This is a genomic window from Acinetobacter sp. ME22 (assembly GCF_022012315.1).
GTDB classification, from domain to species: domain Bacteria; phylum Pseudomonadota; class Gammaproteobacteria; order Pseudomonadales; family Moraxellaceae; genus Acinetobacter; species Acinetobacter brisouii_A.
Window position 1 is genome coordinate 23,107 of the sequence record NZ_JAKLTL010000009.1, and the last position, 15,966, is coordinate 39,072.

Annotated in this window: 19 protein-coding genes, 4 tRNA genes and 1 riboswitch; of the genes, 4 read left to right on the plus strand and 19 right to left on the minus strand. The window is 41.4% G+C overall.

Going from position 1 to position 15,966, the window contains the following annotated elements:
• Positions 1 to 102: 102 nt before the first annotated feature.
• From LVY74_RS12555 to rpoD, 5 genes are all read right to left on the minus strand, one after another.
• Entirely contained in the window at positions 103 to 1,287 is a 1,185-nt protein-coding gene (locus LVY74_RS12555; RefSeq protein WP_237815352.1) for an iron-containing alcohol dehydrogenase, read from the minus strand.
• Between the two features lie 4 nt (positions 1,288 to 1,291).
• A complete protein-coding gene (locus tag LVY74_RS12560; RefSeq protein WP_237815422.1) occupies positions 1,292 to 1,795 on the minus strand; it encodes a hypothetical protein in 504 nt (167 codons plus the stop codon).
• 75 nt (positions 1,796 to 1,870) lie between these two features.
• Positions 1,871 to 2,539, minus strand: coding sequence for a lipoyl(octanoyl) transferase LipB (gene lipB, locus LVY74_RS12565; RefSeq protein ID WP_151709071.1), 669 nt, complete (start codon positions 2,537 to 2,539; stop codon positions 1,871 to 1,873).
• Between the two features lie 58 nt (positions 2,540 to 2,597).
• The gene (locus LVY74_RS12570; RefSeq protein WP_151709070.1) at positions 2,598 to 2,885 is read right to left on the minus strand and encodes a YbeD family protein; all 288 of its coding nucleotides are present in this window, start codon (positions 2,883 to 2,885) and stop codon (positions 2,598 to 2,600) included.
• 95 nt (positions 2,886 to 2,980) lie between these two features.
• The gene (gene rpoD / locus LVY74_RS12575) at positions 2,981 to 4,927 is read right to left on the minus strand and encodes an RNA polymerase sigma factor RpoD (protein ID WP_269091376.1); all 1,947 of its coding nucleotides are present in this window, start codon (positions 4,925 to 4,927) and stop codon (positions 2,981 to 2,983) included.
• A 283-nt stretch (positions 4,928 to 5,210) separates the two neighbouring features.
• Between rpoD and LVY74_RS12580 the strand changes: the two genes are divergently transcribed.
• Entirely contained in the window at positions 5,211 to 5,414 is a 204-nt protein-coding gene (locus tag LVY74_RS12580; RefSeq protein WP_151709068.1) for a PA3496 family putative envelope integrity protein, read from the plus strand.
• Between the two features lie 69 nt (positions 5,415 to 5,483).
• Complete coding sequence (locus LVY74_RS12585; protein ID WP_111894744.1) at positions 5,484 to 6,008, plus strand: YecA/YgfB family protein; 525 nt, start codon at positions 5,484 to 5,486, stop codon at positions 6,006 to 6,008.
• Between the two features lie 91 nt (positions 6,009 to 6,099).
• Here LVY74_RS12585 and trhO read toward each other — a convergent pair whose 3' ends face one another.
• Positions 6,100 to 7,032: an oxygen-dependent tRNA uridine(34) hydroxylase TrhO gene (gene trhO, locus LVY74_RS12590; protein WP_237815354.1), complete on the minus strand. Its 933-nt coding sequence runs from the start codon at positions 7,030 to 7,032 to the stop codon at positions 6,100 to 6,102.
• A gap of 98 nt (positions 7,033 to 7,130) precedes the next feature.
• On the opposite strand from trhO, the gene LVY74_RS12595 reads away from it, so the two are divergent.
• Complete coding sequence (locus tag LVY74_RS12595; protein ID WP_237815355.1) at positions 7,131 to 7,613, plus strand: DUF1289 domain-containing protein; 483 nt, start codon at positions 7,131 to 7,133, stop codon at positions 7,611 to 7,613.
• On the opposite strand, the gene LVY74_RS12600 is transcribed toward LVY74_RS12595, so the two are convergent.
• The gene (locus LVY74_RS12600; protein WP_237815356.1) at positions 7,610 to 8,161 is read right to left on the minus strand and encodes a TetR/AcrR family transcriptional regulator; all 552 of its coding nucleotides are present in this window, start codon (positions 8,159 to 8,161) and stop codon (positions 7,610 to 7,612) included. The two genes, LVY74_RS12595 and LVY74_RS12600, sit on opposite strands and share 4 nt — an antisense overlap.
• 86 nt (positions 8,162 to 8,247) lie before the next feature.
• Here LVY74_RS12600 and LVY74_RS12605 point away from each other — a divergent pair, with 86 nt between their 5' ends.
• Positions 8,248 to 8,760, plus strand: coding sequence for an HPP family protein (locus LVY74_RS12605; RefSeq protein WP_237815357.1), 513 nt, complete (start codon positions 8,248 to 8,250; stop codon positions 8,758 to 8,760).
• A gap of 22 nt (positions 8,761 to 8,782) precedes the next feature.
• Here the strand turns inward: LVY74_RS12605 and ribB are convergent, their stop codons facing one another.
• The 12 genes from ribB to LVY74_RS12665 all read right to left on the minus strand — a co-directional run bounded on the left by ribB (position 8,783) and on the right by LVY74_RS12665 (position 15,879).
• Positions 8,783 to 9,442, minus strand: coding sequence for a 3,4-dihydroxy-2-butanone-4-phosphate synthase (ribB, locus tag LVY74_RS12610; protein ID WP_237815358.1), 660 nt, complete (start codon positions 9,440 to 9,442; stop codon positions 8,783 to 8,785).
• Positions 9,443 to 9,537: 95 nt separating this feature from the next.
• A riboswitch (FMN riboswitch) is annotated at positions 9,538 to 9,679 on the minus strand.
• Positions 9,680 to 9,810: 131 nt separating this feature from the next.
• Positions 9,811 to 10,191: an aspartate 1-decarboxylase gene (gene panD / locus LVY74_RS12615; RefSeq protein WP_237815359.1), complete on the minus strand. Its 381-nt coding sequence runs from the start codon at positions 10,189 to 10,191 to the stop codon at positions 9,811 to 9,813.
• A 99-nt stretch (positions 10,192 to 10,290) separates the two neighbouring features.
• On the minus strand, positions 10,291 to 10,869 hold the full coding sequence (pth, locus tag LVY74_RS12620; protein WP_151778532.1) for an aminoacyl-tRNA hydrolase: 579 nt from the start codon (positions 10,867 to 10,869) through the stop codon (positions 10,291 to 10,293).
• A gap of 22 nt (positions 10,870 to 10,891) precedes the next feature.
• Positions 10,892 to 11,188: a 50S ribosomal protein L25 gene (rplY, locus tag LVY74_RS12625; RefSeq protein ID WP_151778533.1), complete on the minus strand. Its 297-nt coding sequence runs from the start codon at positions 11,186 to 11,188 to the stop codon at positions 10,892 to 10,894.
• A gap of 104 nt (positions 11,189 to 11,292) precedes the next feature.
• Positions 11,293 to 12,246, minus strand: coding sequence for a ribose-phosphate pyrophosphokinase (locus LVY74_RS12630; protein WP_016165799.1), 954 nt, complete (start codon positions 12,244 to 12,246; stop codon positions 11,293 to 11,295).
• Between the two features lie 39 nt (positions 12,247 to 12,285).
• Positions 12,286 to 12,360 (minus strand) — tRNA-Gln (locus tag LVY74_RS12635).
• Positions 12,361 to 12,447: 87 nt separating this feature from the next.
• Positions 12,448 to 12,522 (minus strand) — tRNA-Gln (locus LVY74_RS12640).
• Between the two features lie 18 nt (positions 12,523 to 12,540).
• Positions 12,541 to 12,615: transfer RNA gene (locus LVY74_RS12645), tRNA-Gln, on the minus strand.
• A 24-nt stretch (positions 12,616 to 12,639) separates the two neighbouring features.
• A tRNA-Gln gene (locus LVY74_RS12650) sits at positions 12,640 to 12,714 on the minus strand.
• A complete protein-coding gene (ispE, locus tag LVY74_RS12655; RefSeq protein WP_237815360.1) occupies positions 12,713 to 13,543 on the minus strand; it encodes a 4-(cytidine 5'-diphospho)-2-C-methyl-D-erythritol kinase in 831 nt (276 codons plus the stop codon). Before ispE ends, LVY74_RS12650 begins: the two co-directional genes overlap by 2 nt.
• Before the next feature lie 16 nt (positions 13,544 to 13,559).
• A complete protein-coding gene (gene lolB, locus LVY74_RS12660; protein WP_237815361.1) occupies positions 13,560 to 14,159 on the minus strand; it encodes a lipoprotein insertase outer membrane protein LolB in 600 nt (199 codons plus the stop codon).
• On the minus strand, positions 14,143 to 15,879 hold the full coding sequence (locus tag LVY74_RS12665) for a tetratricopeptide repeat protein (protein WP_237815423.1): 1,737 nt from the start codon (positions 15,877 to 15,879) through the stop codon (positions 14,143 to 14,145). The genes lolB and LVY74_RS12665 overlap by 17 nt, the downstream gene beginning before the upstream one ends.
• Between the last annotated feature and the right edge of the window lie 87 nt (positions 15,880 to 15,966).

The following is a 15,966-nucleotide window of genomic DNA, read 5'->3' on the forward strand; positions in this document are numbered from 1 at the left end:
TGCCAATTCTGCGATCTTTGTGGTTTAGCTTATTCTTATATAACAAAAAACGCCCAATGCGCCAATGGCACTGGACGTTTTGATTGGATTAAGCGTAAAAATTTACCAAGCCTTTTGTAAAATTTCACGTAACTGCGTCAAGGAAGCTTCTTTCGGGTTATAAATAATAGAACCATCATTGAGGGCTTTTTCAGCAACATCATCCAGTTGTTTTTCACTGACTTTACCTGTTTCCTGCAAAGTTCTTGGCAGTTTTGTCAGTTCATATAAGTGATCACGAATGCTGTAGAGCGTTTCTATTGTTTTATCTGCTCGCTGATCAGCAGGCGTTTGTGAATAAATATCTGCTCCAGCCAATGGGAGTAAAAGTTCTGCAATCTTGTTGCCATTGACCGATTTATTGTATTCGAGCACATAGGGCAAGAAGAGGTTCATACATAAACCATGGGGTAAGTGTGCAACAGCACCCAGTGCATGCCCAAGAGAATGCACCAAACCAACCATTGAATTAGAGAATGCAATGCCTGCCATGGTTGATGCTTGTGCAAGTTCTAAGCGTGCTTCAGCATCTTTTGGATTTTCCAAGACTTTAAACAGGTTTTGGCTAATTTTCTTGATTGCACCTGTAGCATAGGCATCACTTAGAGGATTAGCTGCCATACAGGTGTAGGCTTCAATCGCATGGGTCATGGCATCCATTGCGGTCATAGCTGTCAAATGAGGCGGCAAGGTCTGCGTCATGCGTGGATCAAGAATTGCGGCATGAGGCATTAAGTAATATGAGGCAAATGCCATTTTGACATTTTTAATAGGATCGGAAACCACAGCCACCATGGTCACCTCAGAACCCGTACCTGATGTTGTTGGTATCACAAAAAATGGTTTAAGCGGTTTTGGTAAATTATGTGCACCTGAATATTGAAGTAAGTCGTCGCCACCTTCAGTCACTAAAATATTGGTCGCTTTGGCAGTATCAATGACAGAACCACCACCTACAGCAATCAGAGCATCACATTGATGTTCACGATAATAAGCCGCAGCTTTTTTGACTGTTTCTAAACTAGAGTCGGGAGGGACTTCATCAAAAATAAAACCAATTTCGGCATCGGTTGAGCTAAATGCTGTTTCAATCGGTTCAAGTAAACCATTAGTACGCACGCCTTTATCGGTAATAATCAGTGGGCGTTTTGCACCTAAAGTCGCGAGTTCAAAAGGAATATGCTCTAAAGCAGCGTGACCTGCAATGACTTTGACTGGACAGAAAAATTCATAATATGCTTTTGTCATGTGCTTATGCGCTCCGTTTTAGAAAGGATTGTGCAAGTTTTAAATAGATCAGGCTGGCATTGGAAAATTTTTCTTTAAAGCCGAGTTGTTCTGGGTATTCTTTTACAGCTAAAGATGCAATGAGCTTTGGTAAAATCAGCGATTCCATTTTATTCAGGCATCGAACTAAGCGGATGGCATAGGACAAGTCACCATCGGCAATCATGCGGTCATTGGCAAAAGCCTGTGCAGTGCTTTCCTGAAATGAAAACACCAAAAAAGCATGTTCAAGATGCTTAAAAATAATACAAAGATCAGGTTTTCCTTCTAGTTCATCCACCAGTTCGAGTTGTTTTTGCTGATTGACTCTGGCAATAAAAGCAGGGCCATGTGGAAAAACTTTCATGGAAAGCGTGAAATTTTCAGGAAATTTAGCAATCTCTTGTTGAATTTCAGGATCAACGTGGCTTGCAACCACCAAGCCTTTGCCAATCACGCTCATCATGAGCTTGACATATGCTTGCTGCATTGCGGGTTTTAATGGCTTGGTGAACACGTTCAGTTTCCTTTTTGTATTTATATAAGAACGAGGTCAGGAAGAAACTTATTCTTCGAGAATAACCTCAATTTCTTTAAAGTACTGAGTTTGTGTTAAATATTCAATCACGTCATCACAGAGTTGTGTAAATTTTGGATGATTTTGAACAAGATCTTGAATACGCACCATCTCTAAACCTGCATAACCACAAGGATTAATGGTCTGGAAACCGTGAAGATCACAGTCAATATTGAGTGCCAGCCCATGATAGCTACGACCTCGACGAATTTTAAAACCTAAAGAACCAATTTTACGCCCATCGACATAAACCCCAGGTGCATCGGGTTTTGCATAGGCTTCAATATTATAAATTTTAAGCAGATCAATCATGAGCTGTTCAGCAAAGCTGACCAAGGTGCGAACATGCCATTTTAGCCGATTGAGGTCAAACATAAAGTAAGCAATCATTTGCCCAGGGCCATGCCATGTGACTTGACCACCACGATCGGACTGTACCACAGGAATATCACTGCTGATTAAGATGTGTTCAGGTTTTCCAGATTGACCTTGGGTGAGAACATCGTGATGTTGCAATAACCACAGTTCATCAATGCTATCTGTTTCTCGATTTTCAGTCAGACTTTTCATTTCTGTAAACTTGCTTTGGTAATCCTGCAAATTTTTGAAAATACGAATAATCAGTTTTGGCGATTGCTGAAGGGGAAGAGCATCCATGTGATGAAAAACCTTAAGTAGAAAAACAAAAACCAGATGTTTGACATCTGGTTTAGGATTAAAGCGCAGTTCGGATGTGAGGGCAAGCTGCTAAGTCTGCATAAAGCGCATGAACTTGTTCAAGTTCCTCAAAACGTAGTTGAGCAGTAATAGAATGATATTTCCCAGTACGTGACGGTTGCACGGTCAGTGTTGCTTCATCAAACTCAGGAAAGTGTTTCACCAAAATTTCGACTACGGCAACACGAAGTTCTGTACCTGCATTGCCAATCAATTTAATGGGGTAATCCATTGGAAATACCCAAAGGTCTTCACGAAGCTCACGAGAAGGAGTGCGGTCTAACATATTTGCCTCAGGAGTTGAAACGCCTGCAAGTGCAGGCGTTTTTTAATGCATAATAAGTAAAATGGGGTGCTTGATTCAAAAATCAAGCAGTCCGATTAGTCATTTTCCAAGAATGAACGCAAGTGTTCAGAGCGTGAAGGATGACGAAGTTTACGTAATGCTTTCGCTTCAATCTGACGGATACGTTCACGTGTCACATCAAACTGTTTACCGACTTCTTCAAGGGTATGATCCGTTGGCATATCAATACCAAAACGCATTTTCAAGACTTTTGCTTCACGTTCAGTCAGATTTTCAAGGACTTCGCGTGTTGCTTCTTTCAAGCCTTCTGAAGTCGCAGCATCTACTGGAGAAGTGATGTTTTGATCTTCAATGAAATCGCCAAGATGCGAATCTTCATCATCACCAATCGGGGTTTCCATAGAAATTGGTTCTTTGGCAATTTTCAGCACTTTACGAACTTTCACTTCGTCCATTTCTAGACGTTCACCGAGTTCTTCAGGTGTTGGCTCACGTCCCATTTCTTGGAGTAACTGGCGAGATACACGGTTGATCTTGTTGATGGTCTCAATCATGTGCACAGGAATACGAATGGTACGTGCCTGATCGGCAATCGAACGAGTAATTGCCTGACGAATCCACCATGTTGCATACGTTGAGAACTTGTAACCACGACGGTATTCAAATTTATCAACCGCTTTCATCAAACCAATGTTACCTTCCTGAATCAAGTCGAGGAATTGTAAGCCACGGTTGGTATATTTTTTCGCAATTGAGATAACCAAACGTAAGTTAGCTTCAACCATTTCCTTTTTCGCACGGCGAGCTTTGGCTTCACCAATCGCCATACGTTTAGAAATATCTTTAATTTCTTGAACGTTTAAGCCAAGTTCAGTTTCGATATCTGCAATTTTTTGTTGAAATGCCAATACATCTGGACGAACTTTCTCAAGGTGTGGTTTTACTTCTGGAGAAACTTTGGCAAGCTGTGCATCTAACCAAGCTGTATTGGATTCTTGCCCAGGGAATGATGTACGGAACTGTGTACGATCCATACGACCACGACGAACGGCATAACGCATGATCTCACGTTCAGCGGTACGGATACGGTCATGCGTACCACGAATCATTTCTGAAATAAGATCAAACAAACGTGGCGTAAACTTGAACATCATGAACACTGTTGCAAGTGTCGATAATGCTTCATCTGCTTCTTTCGAGCTACGACCATGTTGCTGAATAATAGCTTTGGTTGAGTTCCAAGCTTGTTCTAGCTCAGCAAAACGAACTTTGGCAACCTCAGGATCTGGACCAGAATCACCTTCTGAATCGTCATCACCTTCAGATTCTTCATCTTCGTCTTCATCATCAAGTTTGACGTCTTTGGTTGGTTTCGATGTTTCTTCTTCCTCATCGTCCAAATCGGTCTCTTCTTCCTCAAGAACCTCAGGAATATCATCATCAGTTTCAGGGTCAAGATAACCCGATAAAATATCAGCTAAACGACGTTCACCTGTATTAAAGTCTTCGTATTCTTTTAGGACAACTTCAACTGCATTTGGCCAGTAAGCAATCGCATTTAAAACATCACGAATTCCTTCTTCGATTCGTTTTGCAATGCTAATTTCACCTTCGCGGGTAAGCAGCTCAACTGTTCCCATTTCACGCATGTACATACGGACAGGGTCAGTGGTACGACCAGGTTCATTTTCAACTGAAGCCAGTACCGCAGCAGCTTCTTCCTCAGCGACTTCATCGGCAGCTTCGGCAGATTCGCCAAACATGGTGTCATCAGATTCAGGTGCACGTTCATGAACAGGAATGCCCACGTCTTGAAGCATTTGGATAATGTCTTCAATTTGCTCGCTTTCTGTGATTGAGTCTGGGAGATGATCGTTAACCTCAGCGTAAGTTAAGTAACCTTGCTCTTTGCCTCGGCTAATCAGAGCCGCTACTTGAGAAGTAGGGGAATGCATATCGCTCATCTTTTGCTTACTCTTTGTTGAATCTGTGGCAGTGAAAAACCGTGCATGATAGCACAATTTGCTTAAAATTTTCAGAAATCATGGTTTGTTCCCCAAATTCTGAAGATCTTTTCCATGGTTAAAGTAGAATGAATATTGAGTCGTTTTTAATTTTTTCAAGTCCATGCAAGTTTGCAATGAAAAACTACTGATTATTAATAAATACACAAAAAAAACGCTGAAAAAAAGTCGATTTTGGTGAGAATGCTGAAAATATAAATGCATAAAAAGCTTGACAAAAAACTGTAGTCGAGATAAATAGCGCGTAAAACATTTATATTTTTATGTTGAGGTAGTTTAAGTGTCTTCTACAGATTTTGAACTAGATGATAACTACGATGATGACGTCAGCTTTGATGAGGCATCGAATAAAATCAATGCCAAAGAGTCATTGGAAAAGCGTCGTTTAATTGATGACTTGCTTGCGCAACGCCGTTTGGAGCGCGAGTTAAAAGACTTTGATTATGATTTCGACGATGATGATTCGGACGATGATGATGCGTAAAAGCATTTAGGATATCATCGCGATCAATGCTATGCTCACACCTGAGTAGTAACCAATAATGGAATCAAAATGAGTTCTTTAAATTTAGATCAGTTAAGTGATTATTTAGATGGTGACCAAAACGAATATGGTCTAGATTTTGCGGCAACTCATGGATTTTTATGTGCCATTGCAGTTGGGCCAAAATTTGATACTTGGCTAGATGCATTGTTTGATGGAAGTCCAAATAAAGTTCCGAGTGAAATTATTGCACAAGTCAAATTGTGGCTTGAGCAATTGCGCCAAAACCTTGCCAATGAAGAAGGAATCGAGTTTCCTTTTGAAATTGAAGAAGCAGATGTTGACTCAAGTCTCGGTGACTGGAGTGTTGGTTTTGTGGATGCGATGTTTTTAAATGAAGAAGCATGGTTTACCCCAGAATTTGAAGAACAGTTGGTTGATTTGACTTTGCCAGTGATGGTGTTTAGTGGCATTGATGAAGAAGATCCACAAATGGAGTCTTTCCGTCGTAATGGTCAGTTGATGGATGAACTCGCAGAAGAAATTCCAGAAAACTTGAATGAACTTTATTTGATGTATCACACACCAAACTAAGCTCATTTCAGTGATAAAAAAGCACCTAAAAAGGTGCTTTTTTATTGGATCAAAGTTGCTGCTTGATCAGGAGCAGCAACCTGTTTTTGAATTAGAGGCGTTTACGTTTTGCCGCAGCAATTTGAGATTGACGCATACGGAAACCAGATTTTTGTTTTTCACTGGTTTTGTCAATACAGTACACACAAGAAACGCCATGTTCATAGCTTGGTAGTACTGATTCAGCAGGCGTCAGTGGCCAGCCACAAGCGTGACACTTGATGTTTTGACCTTCTTCAACACCGTGAGTCACGGCTGTACGGCCATCAAACACGAAACATTCACCTTCCCACATGCTTTCTTCAGCAGGGGTTTCTTCGAGGTATTTTAAGATACCGCCTTTGAGGTGATACACCTCTTCAAAGCCTTCTTGAAGCAACAATGATGTTGATTTTTCACAGCGAATACCGCCTGTACAGAACATGGCAATTTTCTTGTCTTTGTGTTGTTCAAGTTCTTTTTTTACGTATTCAGGGAATTCACGGAAAGTTTCAGTTTTTGGATCAATCGCGCCTTTGAACGTTCCTGCTTTGTATTCGTAATCGTTACGTGTGTCGATTAAGATTACGTCATCACGTGCAATCAGTTCATTCCATTCTTTCGGGTCTAAATAATGACCCACTAAATCACGTGGCTTAACTTCAACGCCCAAAGTGACAATTTCATTTTTGAGTTTGATTTTCATTTTACGGAATGGCTTGTCAGAGCTGAGAGACTCTTTGTATTCCATTGCAGCAAAACCTTCATTCAATAAGAATTGACGAATGGTATCAATGGCTTGGCGGTCACCTGCAACAGTACCGTTGATGCCTTCACTCGCAACAATCAGAGTGCCGCATAGATTGATTGTTTTCACTAAATCAAGCAGACGTTGCTGTAAATCAGCAGCATCTTGAACTTCTTTAAATTGATATAGCGCGGCAACAACCCAATCTGTGGTCGCTTGCTGTTCTACAGGTGCAAGCTGTTCTACAGTAGCGTTCATGCGAGACTCCAAATGTATTAAGATATAAAATTAAGGCGCGTATTTTAGCGTGATTTTAGAAATTAAGCGAGAATAGCTCTTGCTAAGGAGAGATTGGTTTGAGTAAAGATCGTCGCATTGCGACACTCACCCCATGTGCAGGGCGTTGCTCGACTGTATTTGGTGATCATGTCTGTCGAGGCTGCCGACGTTTTAATCATGAAGTGATTCAATGGAATACTTATACTGCTGAACAACAACATGCAGTTTGGAAGCGTTTGGACGCACAATTAGACCAAATTTTGGTGCCGATGTTACCTCATGCAAATTTAAGGCATGTGGAGAGCTTTATTGTATCAAAACGTACAAAACTGCTACCTGATGCGTCGGTCGGTCGTAAGTTGTATCAAGCACTCAAAATTTGTGAGAAACACCGCCAGTTTGCTGAAGACAGTGGTCTAGGTATTCAACAGGCTCAAGTCAAACCGTTGTGGGATGAATTTGAGCGCCGTGTCCTCGCACTGGCTAAAGCAAGCTATGAATTTGCGTGGTTACGTGCCGATGGTATTCATCATAGCCTGTTACAGTTGACAGATGATTAAGCCTGTAAACTTTTGATCAGGTTCAACATCAGTTGCTTATTTTGCTCGGCAATTTCTGCTTGAAAGCCATCGACTAAAAATCGGCTAATTAGTCCTTCTAAAAAGTTGTAACACAACTCGGTGACTGCTTTAGGCTGCTTAAAGTTGTGTGTGTACTGTGCAATAAATCCATATAACCAGCGTTTGTGCTGTTGAGCAAGATCAAGAATTTCATGATCTTGCTGTGAAGATTCTCCTGCTGCACGGACAAATAAACAGCCTTTAAAATAATCTTGCTGAAACCACAGCACATGCCAGTCAAAAATTTTTTCAAGCGCAGCCAAGTCCTGAGTATCTCCAACAAAATCGGATAGACTTTGTCTAAACTGTGTATCCCGTTTTTTAAGCACTTCTGCGACAAGTTGTTGTTTATTCTTAAAATAGGTGTAGAGCGTGGTTTTAGAACAGCCTGATTCATCCCGAATTAAATCGACACCGACTGCATTAAAACTGTGCTGATTAAATAACTGCTCTGCGGTACTTAGAATTTTGGCTGCGGATTTTGACATACTTTTTTCTCTTGAAAATAGTACAGATCTGTACTATTTTGATTTTAGCGCGCAGACCGACAAAAATCAATTCAAGGAGTAGAGAGATGTTAAAGTCCTCTCCGTATTCAATTTCAGATTTAATCAAGACATTGTTTGGTGCAAGTTTGAGTATTCTGGTTTTACTGTATTTGACCCAGCTTTCGCATCAATTATGGATTATGGCGCCGTTTGGTGCGACTTGTGTGTTGTTGTATGCAGCCGCTCAGTCACCTTTGGCTCAACCGAAAAATGTGATTGTGGGACATCTAGTGTCTGCTGCAATCGGTTTGGCATTTGTGCATTACTTACCCATTAATATAATCACCATCGCACTGGCGGTTGCTTTGGCAATTGTACTCATGCAACTTTTGGGATGTGTACATCCACCCGCAGGTGCGAATCCATTGTTGATTTTATTGAGTGCATCTTCAGTGCATTATGGTTGGGATTTTTTAATTTTTCCTGTGCTGACAGGCGCTGTGCTTTTGGTGGTGATTGCGCGTTTGATTCATATCTTGCAACAGCAATTCATCAAATATTGGGAGCAAGATAAAGATGCATCACCATCGCTAGAATGATGATGCGAAAAGCGTGAAGAAATTAGATGTTATGTGCCAAACGATATTGAACCAGTTCTTCAATGGTAATCACAGTGAGGTGATGGGTTTGTGCATAAGACAAGACTTGAATCCCTGATGCCATAGTTCCGTCTGGGTTGGTCACTTCACACAATACCCCAGCAGCTTTTAAACCTGCTAAACGGGCTAAGTCAATGGTTGCTTCTGTATGACCACGACGAGTCAACACACCGCCTTCACGTGCACGTAAGGGGAAAACATGCCCAGGGCGATTGAGGTCGCTCGCGACAGCACCATCTTTGGTTGCAGCGCGAATAGTCGTTACACGGTCTTTTGCGGAAACACCAGTGGTTACACCTTCAGCCGCTTCGATGGTCACGGTAAATGCAGTATGAAAATGGCTTGAATTGTTGCTCACCATCGGTGGAAGTTCTAGATGATCTGCCAATTGTTCAGTTAAGCATAAGCAGACAATGCCTGAGCCATCACGAATCATCCGTGCCATAGTTTCGACATTCAGCGTTTCTGCTGCAATTACCAAATCGGCTTCATTTTCACGGTCAAAATCATCCATTACCAAAACAGGTTTGCCTTGGCGGATATCTTCTAAGGCTTGTTGAATGCGTTGTTCAGCAGGGGATAGGCTAGAAAAGAATAATTCGGGTTGAATTAAAATAGACATAATGAAACGCTCACGTAATTTAGATACAGGAACATTTCAGGACTGATCGAAAAAATGGGGTCGTGACAAAAGTTTGAAAAATGGATCTTCTGAAACGTCGACTTCTTTCATCCGGACTATACCGTCGGCTTTGGATTTGCACCAAATCTGCAAATGACACAGGTCATTGGCTCGCGGGCTTACTCAAAGAGTTGAGCTTACCGCCGGTGGGGAATTGCGCCCCGCCCTGAAGCGATGTACCAAAATTATAGCGTCATTTTTTGTGAAAAATCATCCTTTCTATAGAATGATTCGTACTATAAATAGCAGTTTATTTGCTATAGCAGAGATAATCTGAGCATATCGAAATATGCTCATGATTGAGAAATTTAAGCAACTTGGACTGGAATGCAGTTAGAGGTGTGGTTGATCGTATTGTCTGGGTTAGCATAGACAAGACGAGGCTGATGAGCATTGGCTTCTTGTTCATTAAAGTCAGCAAATGTGGCAATAATAACAATATCACCGACGTCAGCCTGATGTGCTGCGCCACCATTGACCGAGATAATACCCGAGTGATCTTCACCACGAATGGCATAGGTTGTAAAACGTTTGCCATTGGTGACATTCCAAACATGAATTTCTTCATATTCGCGAATACCTGCCAAATCCATTAAAACGCCATCAATCGCACATGAGCCTTCATAATGCAGTTCTGCATGGGTCACAATTGCACGATGTATTTTGCATTTTAATAAACGCGATAACATGCAAATATCTCCTTAACTTGCTCAGTTTGCTAGAAAAAAGGCATTCAAAGACTTAAGAGATGTACACAAAGATGCCATCAGAGATTGAATTTACTTACTTTAAGGTTTGTAGGCGTTGATTTGATTCATCGCTTGAGAAACTTGACCTTCAACAAGAAGAGCTGTTTTTGATAGCGCATGATGAATCGCAGCATCCATGAGGTCTTGTTCACTTTTAGGTGCTTTACCTAAAACATGACCTGAAACACGCTCTTTAGAACCAGGATGACCGATTCCAATACGTAGGCGATGAAAGTTTGAGCCAATATGTGGAACAATGTCACGTAGACCATTGTGACCACCATGACCACCTCCAGTTTTGAGGCGAATCACACCAGGATTCATATCGAGTTCATCATGCGCAATTAAAATTGCTTCAGGTTGAATTTGATAGAATTTGGCAAAAGGCACAACACTTTGCCCAGAACGGTTCATAAATGTGCTAGGAAGTAACAGGCGAACATCATGACCTTCGATGTTGCCACGACCACTGATTCCATGGAATTTAGGGTCTGCTTTTAAACTGATTCCGTAACGGTCTGCGAGTTGCTCAACAAACCAGAAACCAGCATTATGTCGGGTTTGGGCATATTCCTTACCCGGATTGCCCAAACCGACAATGAGCGAAATTTTAGTCACGAAACTACGCTCTCACTCACCATTACGCGCGTTTGAAGTCAGCGTGCATTGGAGTGTTTTTAGCAGGGTGGCGTTGAAGCGCTTGGATTTTAACGCTTTCAGTTTTGTCGCCAACTTTGATTTCAACAACTTCAGCAAAGAAAGCATTGTTTTCTAAAGCTTTAACAAGTTCACGAAGTTCTAAAGTTACAGCTACAGGTTCTGCTTCACCACCGTAGATGATTGCAGGAACTAGTGCTTCACGACGAAGGCGGCGGCTCGAACCTTTCCCTTGTTTCTCTTCAGCACGTGCTTGAGCATTTAATACGAAATTAGCCATGAGATATCCTCATTAAGTTACGAAATAGCCAGATTTACGACCAATCTGACCAATAGAAAGCCCCGCATTATAGCAGGGCTTTTAGAAAATTGCGCGGCTATTTATTATAAATAGCTGTCAAACATTGCGCTGATTGATTCTTCGTTGTTAATACGACGAATAGTTTCAGCAACCATGCTTGCAACAGAAACTTGACGAATTTTACCAAGCTGTTGTGCTTCTTCAGAAAGCGGAATTGTATCTGTTACCACGAGTTCGTCGATCACAGAGTTTTTCAAATTCTCGATGGCTTTGCCTGAAAGTACTGGGTGAGTTGCATAGGCAACAACACGGCGCGCACCAAAAGTTTTCAGTGCATCAGCAGCTTTACATAAAGTACCTGCTGTATCGACCATATCGTCAACAATCACACAGTCACGACCTTTTACATCACCAATCAAATGCATCACTTGTGATTCATTCGCTTTTTGACGACGTTTATCGATGATCGCAAGATCAATATCACCCATTTGTTTTGCAACAGCACGAGCACGAACTACACCACCAACGTCTGGAGAAACAACCATCAGGTTGTCATGAGACTGTTGACGTAAGTCAGCAAGTAATGCTGGCGTACCGTAGATGTTGTCTACAGGGATATCGAAGAAACCTTGGATTTGGTCTGCATGTAGGTCGATCATCACAACACGGTCAATCCCTACAGTCGTCAGCATATCTGCGACAACTTTTGCAGTGATTGGAACACGAGATGAACGTGGACGACGGTCTTGACGTGCATAACCGAAGTAAGGAATGACAGCAGTAATACGACCAGCACTTGCGCGACGTAATGCGTCAGCCATCACCAAGATTTCCATCAGGTTATCATTGGTTGGGGCACAAGTAGGTTGTACGATAAATACGTCTTTACCACGAACATTTTCAGTGATTTCAACAGCAATTTCACCATCAGAGAAGGTAGAAACTGATGCTGCACCTAAAGGAATGTGCAAATGGCTTACGACTTTTTGAGCGAATTGTGGATGAGCAGTTCCACTAAAAACGACAAGATTGGGCATGAAGCACCCTTGGCGGTTGGTATGGTGTTTGGAAGAATATGGCAGGGGCGGCTGGATTCGAACCAACGGATGGCGAGATCAAAACCCGCTGCCTTACCACTTGGCGACGCCCCTAATATGTGGCAGAACTTTAAAGTTTTTAAGCAGATTTGTCAAGAAAAAATGACAAGTTACTTTCTTTATGTTCTGTCTTTTGAGTAATGGCAGGGGCGGCTGGATTCGAACCAACGGATGGCGAGATCAAAACCCGCTGCCTTACCACTTGGCGACGCCCCTAAATTCGATGTGTGTATATGGCAGGGGCGGCTGGATTCGAACCAACGGATGGCGAGATCAAAACCCGCTGCCTTACCACTTGGCGACGCCCCTAATACATACATCTACAGGTGAAATTGGCAGGGGCGGCTGGATTCGAACCAACGGATGGCGAGATCAAAACCCGCTGCCTTACCACTTGGCGACGCCCCTATCGAACTTTAAAATGATGTAATGGAGATTCATTTAAACTGTTGACCAAGTAAGCTTTACATGGTGCATGTTTAAGAATTTCATTAACGTGCATTTCAGTAGTTACTTCAGTAAAAACACAAGCACCTGTACCTGTAAGTTTTGCAATACCGAACTGATCTAAATATTGCATTGCTTCATCGACTTCAGGATATAAGTTTCTTGCCAAAGGCTCAAAGTTATTTCCAAAGTCAGATGGCTTTATCTGATAGGCGCAGAATTTAGATGGCTTCGAGTTTCTTGTCAATGTTTTTTGTGAAAAAAGTAGTTGAGTGCTGATAAAACAATCAGGTTTAAGCACAATGTATTGTTTTTGATCTAAGTCTATGAATGTTAAGTGTTCGCCAATGCCCTCAGCCCATGCATTACGTCCATGAACAAACACAGGAACATCTGCTCCTAGGCTTTGCCCAATATCGGCAAGTTGCTGAATATTTAAGCTACATTGCCAAATTTGATTAAGGACGATTAAGGTGCTTGCTGCATTGGATGAACCACCGCCTAAACCAGCACCCATTGGAATATTTTTTTCGATACGGATATTTAAGCCACAAAACTTTTGAGCATAAGGCTTTAATTTTTCCGCAGCCTTGTAAATCAGATTGTCTTTTTGTTCAACGTCCGATAAACCATTAAGAATAATCTCATTGGTTTCATTTGGCTCAAACTCTAGCCAGTCATATAAATCAATGAGTTGAAAAATAGTTTGCAACTCATGATAGCCATTTGTACGCTGACCTGTGATATGCAGGAAGAGGTTTAGTTTTGCAGGGCAAGGAACGCGAATCATAAGGTTTAATACTAAATTAGCGATTTTGAATGACCATTGTAATACGATTTTCCTGACCGTCAGCAAGCTGTTGTTGCAGGATCAGTTTATTAGGGAGAGATGCGTCATTGTTATAATTCAAATGAACAGTCCAGCCATCTTCAATAAATTGGGTTGGGCGTTGTTGCGCATCTTTTTCGATTTGGGCATGGGGTGTTGCAGGTTGAGCCAACACCCAATGGACTAAATGCGTGATTGGTGCTTGCCATCCAGTCGCTTTCTCAAGCAATTCTTCGGGTGTTGTGGCATGAATCAGACCTGTTTTGGCACTGTTGAGGGTAACTTGCCCTTGAGTTCCTTCAATATGAGTTTTACCGATTCCTAATGCGCCGCTCAGTTCGATATCAAAATTATCTTGCTGTTGTTGCCAAGTGAAGAAAGCGCTCCCAGATTGTTTCGGAGTGCGAACGCCAATTTTACCTTGCAGGGCAAAATTAGTTTCTTGGACGGGTTGGGCTGCCGATTGCTCTGGAACAGTTGTGATGATTTGCTGGGGTTTATGGTATTGCTGACAGCCTGTGAGAAGCAGGCTACTACTGGTGAATACACCTAAAACAATTTTAGTGAACGGATGCATGATGAACAAAACTCATTTTTTGCTGTTGCGGTAATAACAAAGAATTTAATTGAATTACTTGTGGATCGTTTGGGTATTTTTGTTTGAGTTGTTGTAAAAGGGATGTAAATTGTTGGCTATTTCCTTGTAAATACAATGCCTTGGCAAGGCGAATGCCTGTTGCTAGATTGTTGTTGAGCAGATAGGCTTTTTGTAACACAGGAATGGCTGTTGTAAAGTCATTTTGTAAAAATGTAATTAGACCATAAGTGTCTAAAATTGAAGCTTGGTCTGGTGCATATTCAAGCGCATGCTCGACATATTTTCGTGCATCTTCTAAACGACGATTTTGTAATGCCAAAGTATAGGCATAAGCATTGAGATAAGTTGGACTATTCGGTTCAATATTGAGTAATTTATTTAAGTCTTGTTCCAAACGATCTCGATCTTGATAGGGATCGAGCAATAGAACTTGTGCATAAATGAGATCAGGGTCATCAGGTAAGTTATGAATTGCCTCATCAAGCAATTCGATTGCAGCAGGTTTGTGGTTAATTTTTTTAAGAATCTCTGCCTGTAATTGATATAAAAAACTGGCATGTTGTGGATAGTTGACACGTTCTTGTGTCAGAAAACGTAGTGCATCACTGAGTTTGCCTTCTTTGTCATAGATCGTCACAAGGCTACGACGCGACACTGTATACAGGCTGCCATCGACTAGGCGATAGTAAGCTTTTGCAGTTTCATAGTGCTGTTTACGTTCGGCATTAATTGCCAAATAGTAATAAGCATCATTTTGATATTGTGAAGAATCTTTGAGCTGTAATAAAAAACCTTCCGCTTGATCATAGCGTTTTAAGTCGATACTGGTTAAGCCAGCAATAAAAATAGGCTCATCTGCTGAAGGCCAGCTCCGAATAATACTTTCAAGTTTCTTCAGACCGAGTTCCGACTGTCCAATTTTGATTAGGTACTTAGCTTCAGCAAGGCGAACTTCAAGGTTATAGCGATGCTGACGACTGGATTTTGCATACCATTTCACCGTAGCTTCTTGGTCACCTGATGCTTCTAAAATATTGGCTTTTAATAAAATAAAACTGGTGACATTTGGACGTTTACGCAATGCACGTTGAATATCTTTAAGTGCTTGTTGCATTTGATTATCTTGGGCTTCAAGACTGGCAATCATCACTAAAATAGATGGATTACCATTGGCACGACTGCTGCGTAATGTTTTGAGTAATGCCATACGATCTTCAGCAGAGTCAGGTGCAATCCCTGCAACAATTTCTGCAAGATCAGAATCGGGGTCAATGTTTAAAATTTTATCAAGTGTTGAAGCCGTTAACTCATACTTATGTGTTTTTAATGCAATATGTGCTAAATAGAATAATGCAGGTACATCACTCGGGTCTTGATTGACCCAATGTGTGGCAATATCGAGAGCAGACAACAGATCATTGTTGTCTAAAGCTATATCGAGTGCGCGTTGCTTTATGGCGGTTGAATCGCTGTGAATCGCTAAAACGGTATAATTATGCAGAGCAGTTGCATTTTGTTGATATTGCAATGCAAATTCGGCAACCATGGTTTGTTGTAACGGAAGAGGGTTATAGTGTGTCACTGTATTTTGAGCATAAGTGTAACTATAGGTGCACAAGGTAATGCTACCTAGCAATAAGATTGTGCTAGAATATCGTCGTATCAACAGACATGATTGTTGGCGAATTGTTTGCTGCAAAATTTCTTTATCCAAATATTTATGCTTATTATGACACCGATGATGCACAATAACACATGCATAATTTTAGTGAAATGATGATCTGAC

Coding starts and splice junctions, on each gene's coding strand:
- LVY74_RS12555 (WP_237815352.1), bottom strand. CDS start 1,287: ATGACAAAAGCATATTATGAATTTTTCTGTCCAGTCAAAGTCATTGCA.
- LVY74_RS12560 (WP_237815422.1), bottom strand. CDS start 1,795: ATGCAGCAAGCATATGTCAAGCTCATGATGAGCGTGATTGGCAAAGGC.
- lipB (WP_151709071.1), bottom strand. CDS start 2,539: ATGGATGCTCTTCCCCTTCAGCAATCGCCAAAACTGATTATTCGTATT.
- LVY74_RS12570 (WP_151709070.1), bottom strand. CDS start 2,885: ATGTTAGACCGCACTCCTTCTCGTGAGCTTCGTGAAGACCTTTGGGTA.
- LVY74_RS12585 (WP_111894744.1), top strand. CDS start 5,484: ATGAGTTCTTTAAATTTAGATCAGTTAAGTGATTATTTAGATGGTGAC.
- trhO (WP_237815354.1), bottom strand. CDS start 7,032: ATGAACGCTACTGTAGAACAGCTTGCACCTGTAGAACAGCAAGCGACC.
- LVY74_RS12600 (WP_237815356.1), bottom strand. CDS start 8,161: ATGTCAAAATCCGCAGCCAAAATTCTAAGTACCGCAGAGCAGTTATTT.
- LVY74_RS12605 (WP_237815357.1), top strand. CDS start 8,248: ATGTTAAAGTCCTCTCCGTATTCAATTTCAGATTTAATCAAGACATTG.
- ribB (WP_237815358.1), bottom strand. CDS start 9,442: ATGTCTATTTTAATTCAACCCGAATTATTCTTTTCTAGCCTATCCCCT.
- panD (WP_237815359.1), bottom strand. CDS start 10,191: ATGTTATCGCGTTTATTAAAATGCAAAATACATCGTGCAATTGTGACC.
- rplY (WP_151778533.1), bottom strand. CDS start 11,188: ATGGCTAATTTCGTATTAAATGCTCAAGCACGTGCTGAAGAGAAACAA.
- LVY74_RS12630 (WP_016165799.1), bottom strand. CDS start 12,246: ATGCCCAATCTTGTCGTTTTTAGTGGAACTGCTCATCCACAATTCGCT.
- ispE (WP_237815360.1), bottom strand. CDS start 13,543: ATGATTCGCGTTCCTTGCCCTGCAAAACTAAACCTCTTCCTGCATATC.
- lolB (WP_237815361.1), bottom strand. CDS start 14,159: ATGCATCCGTTCACTAAAATTGTTTTAGGTGTATTCACCAGTAGTAGC.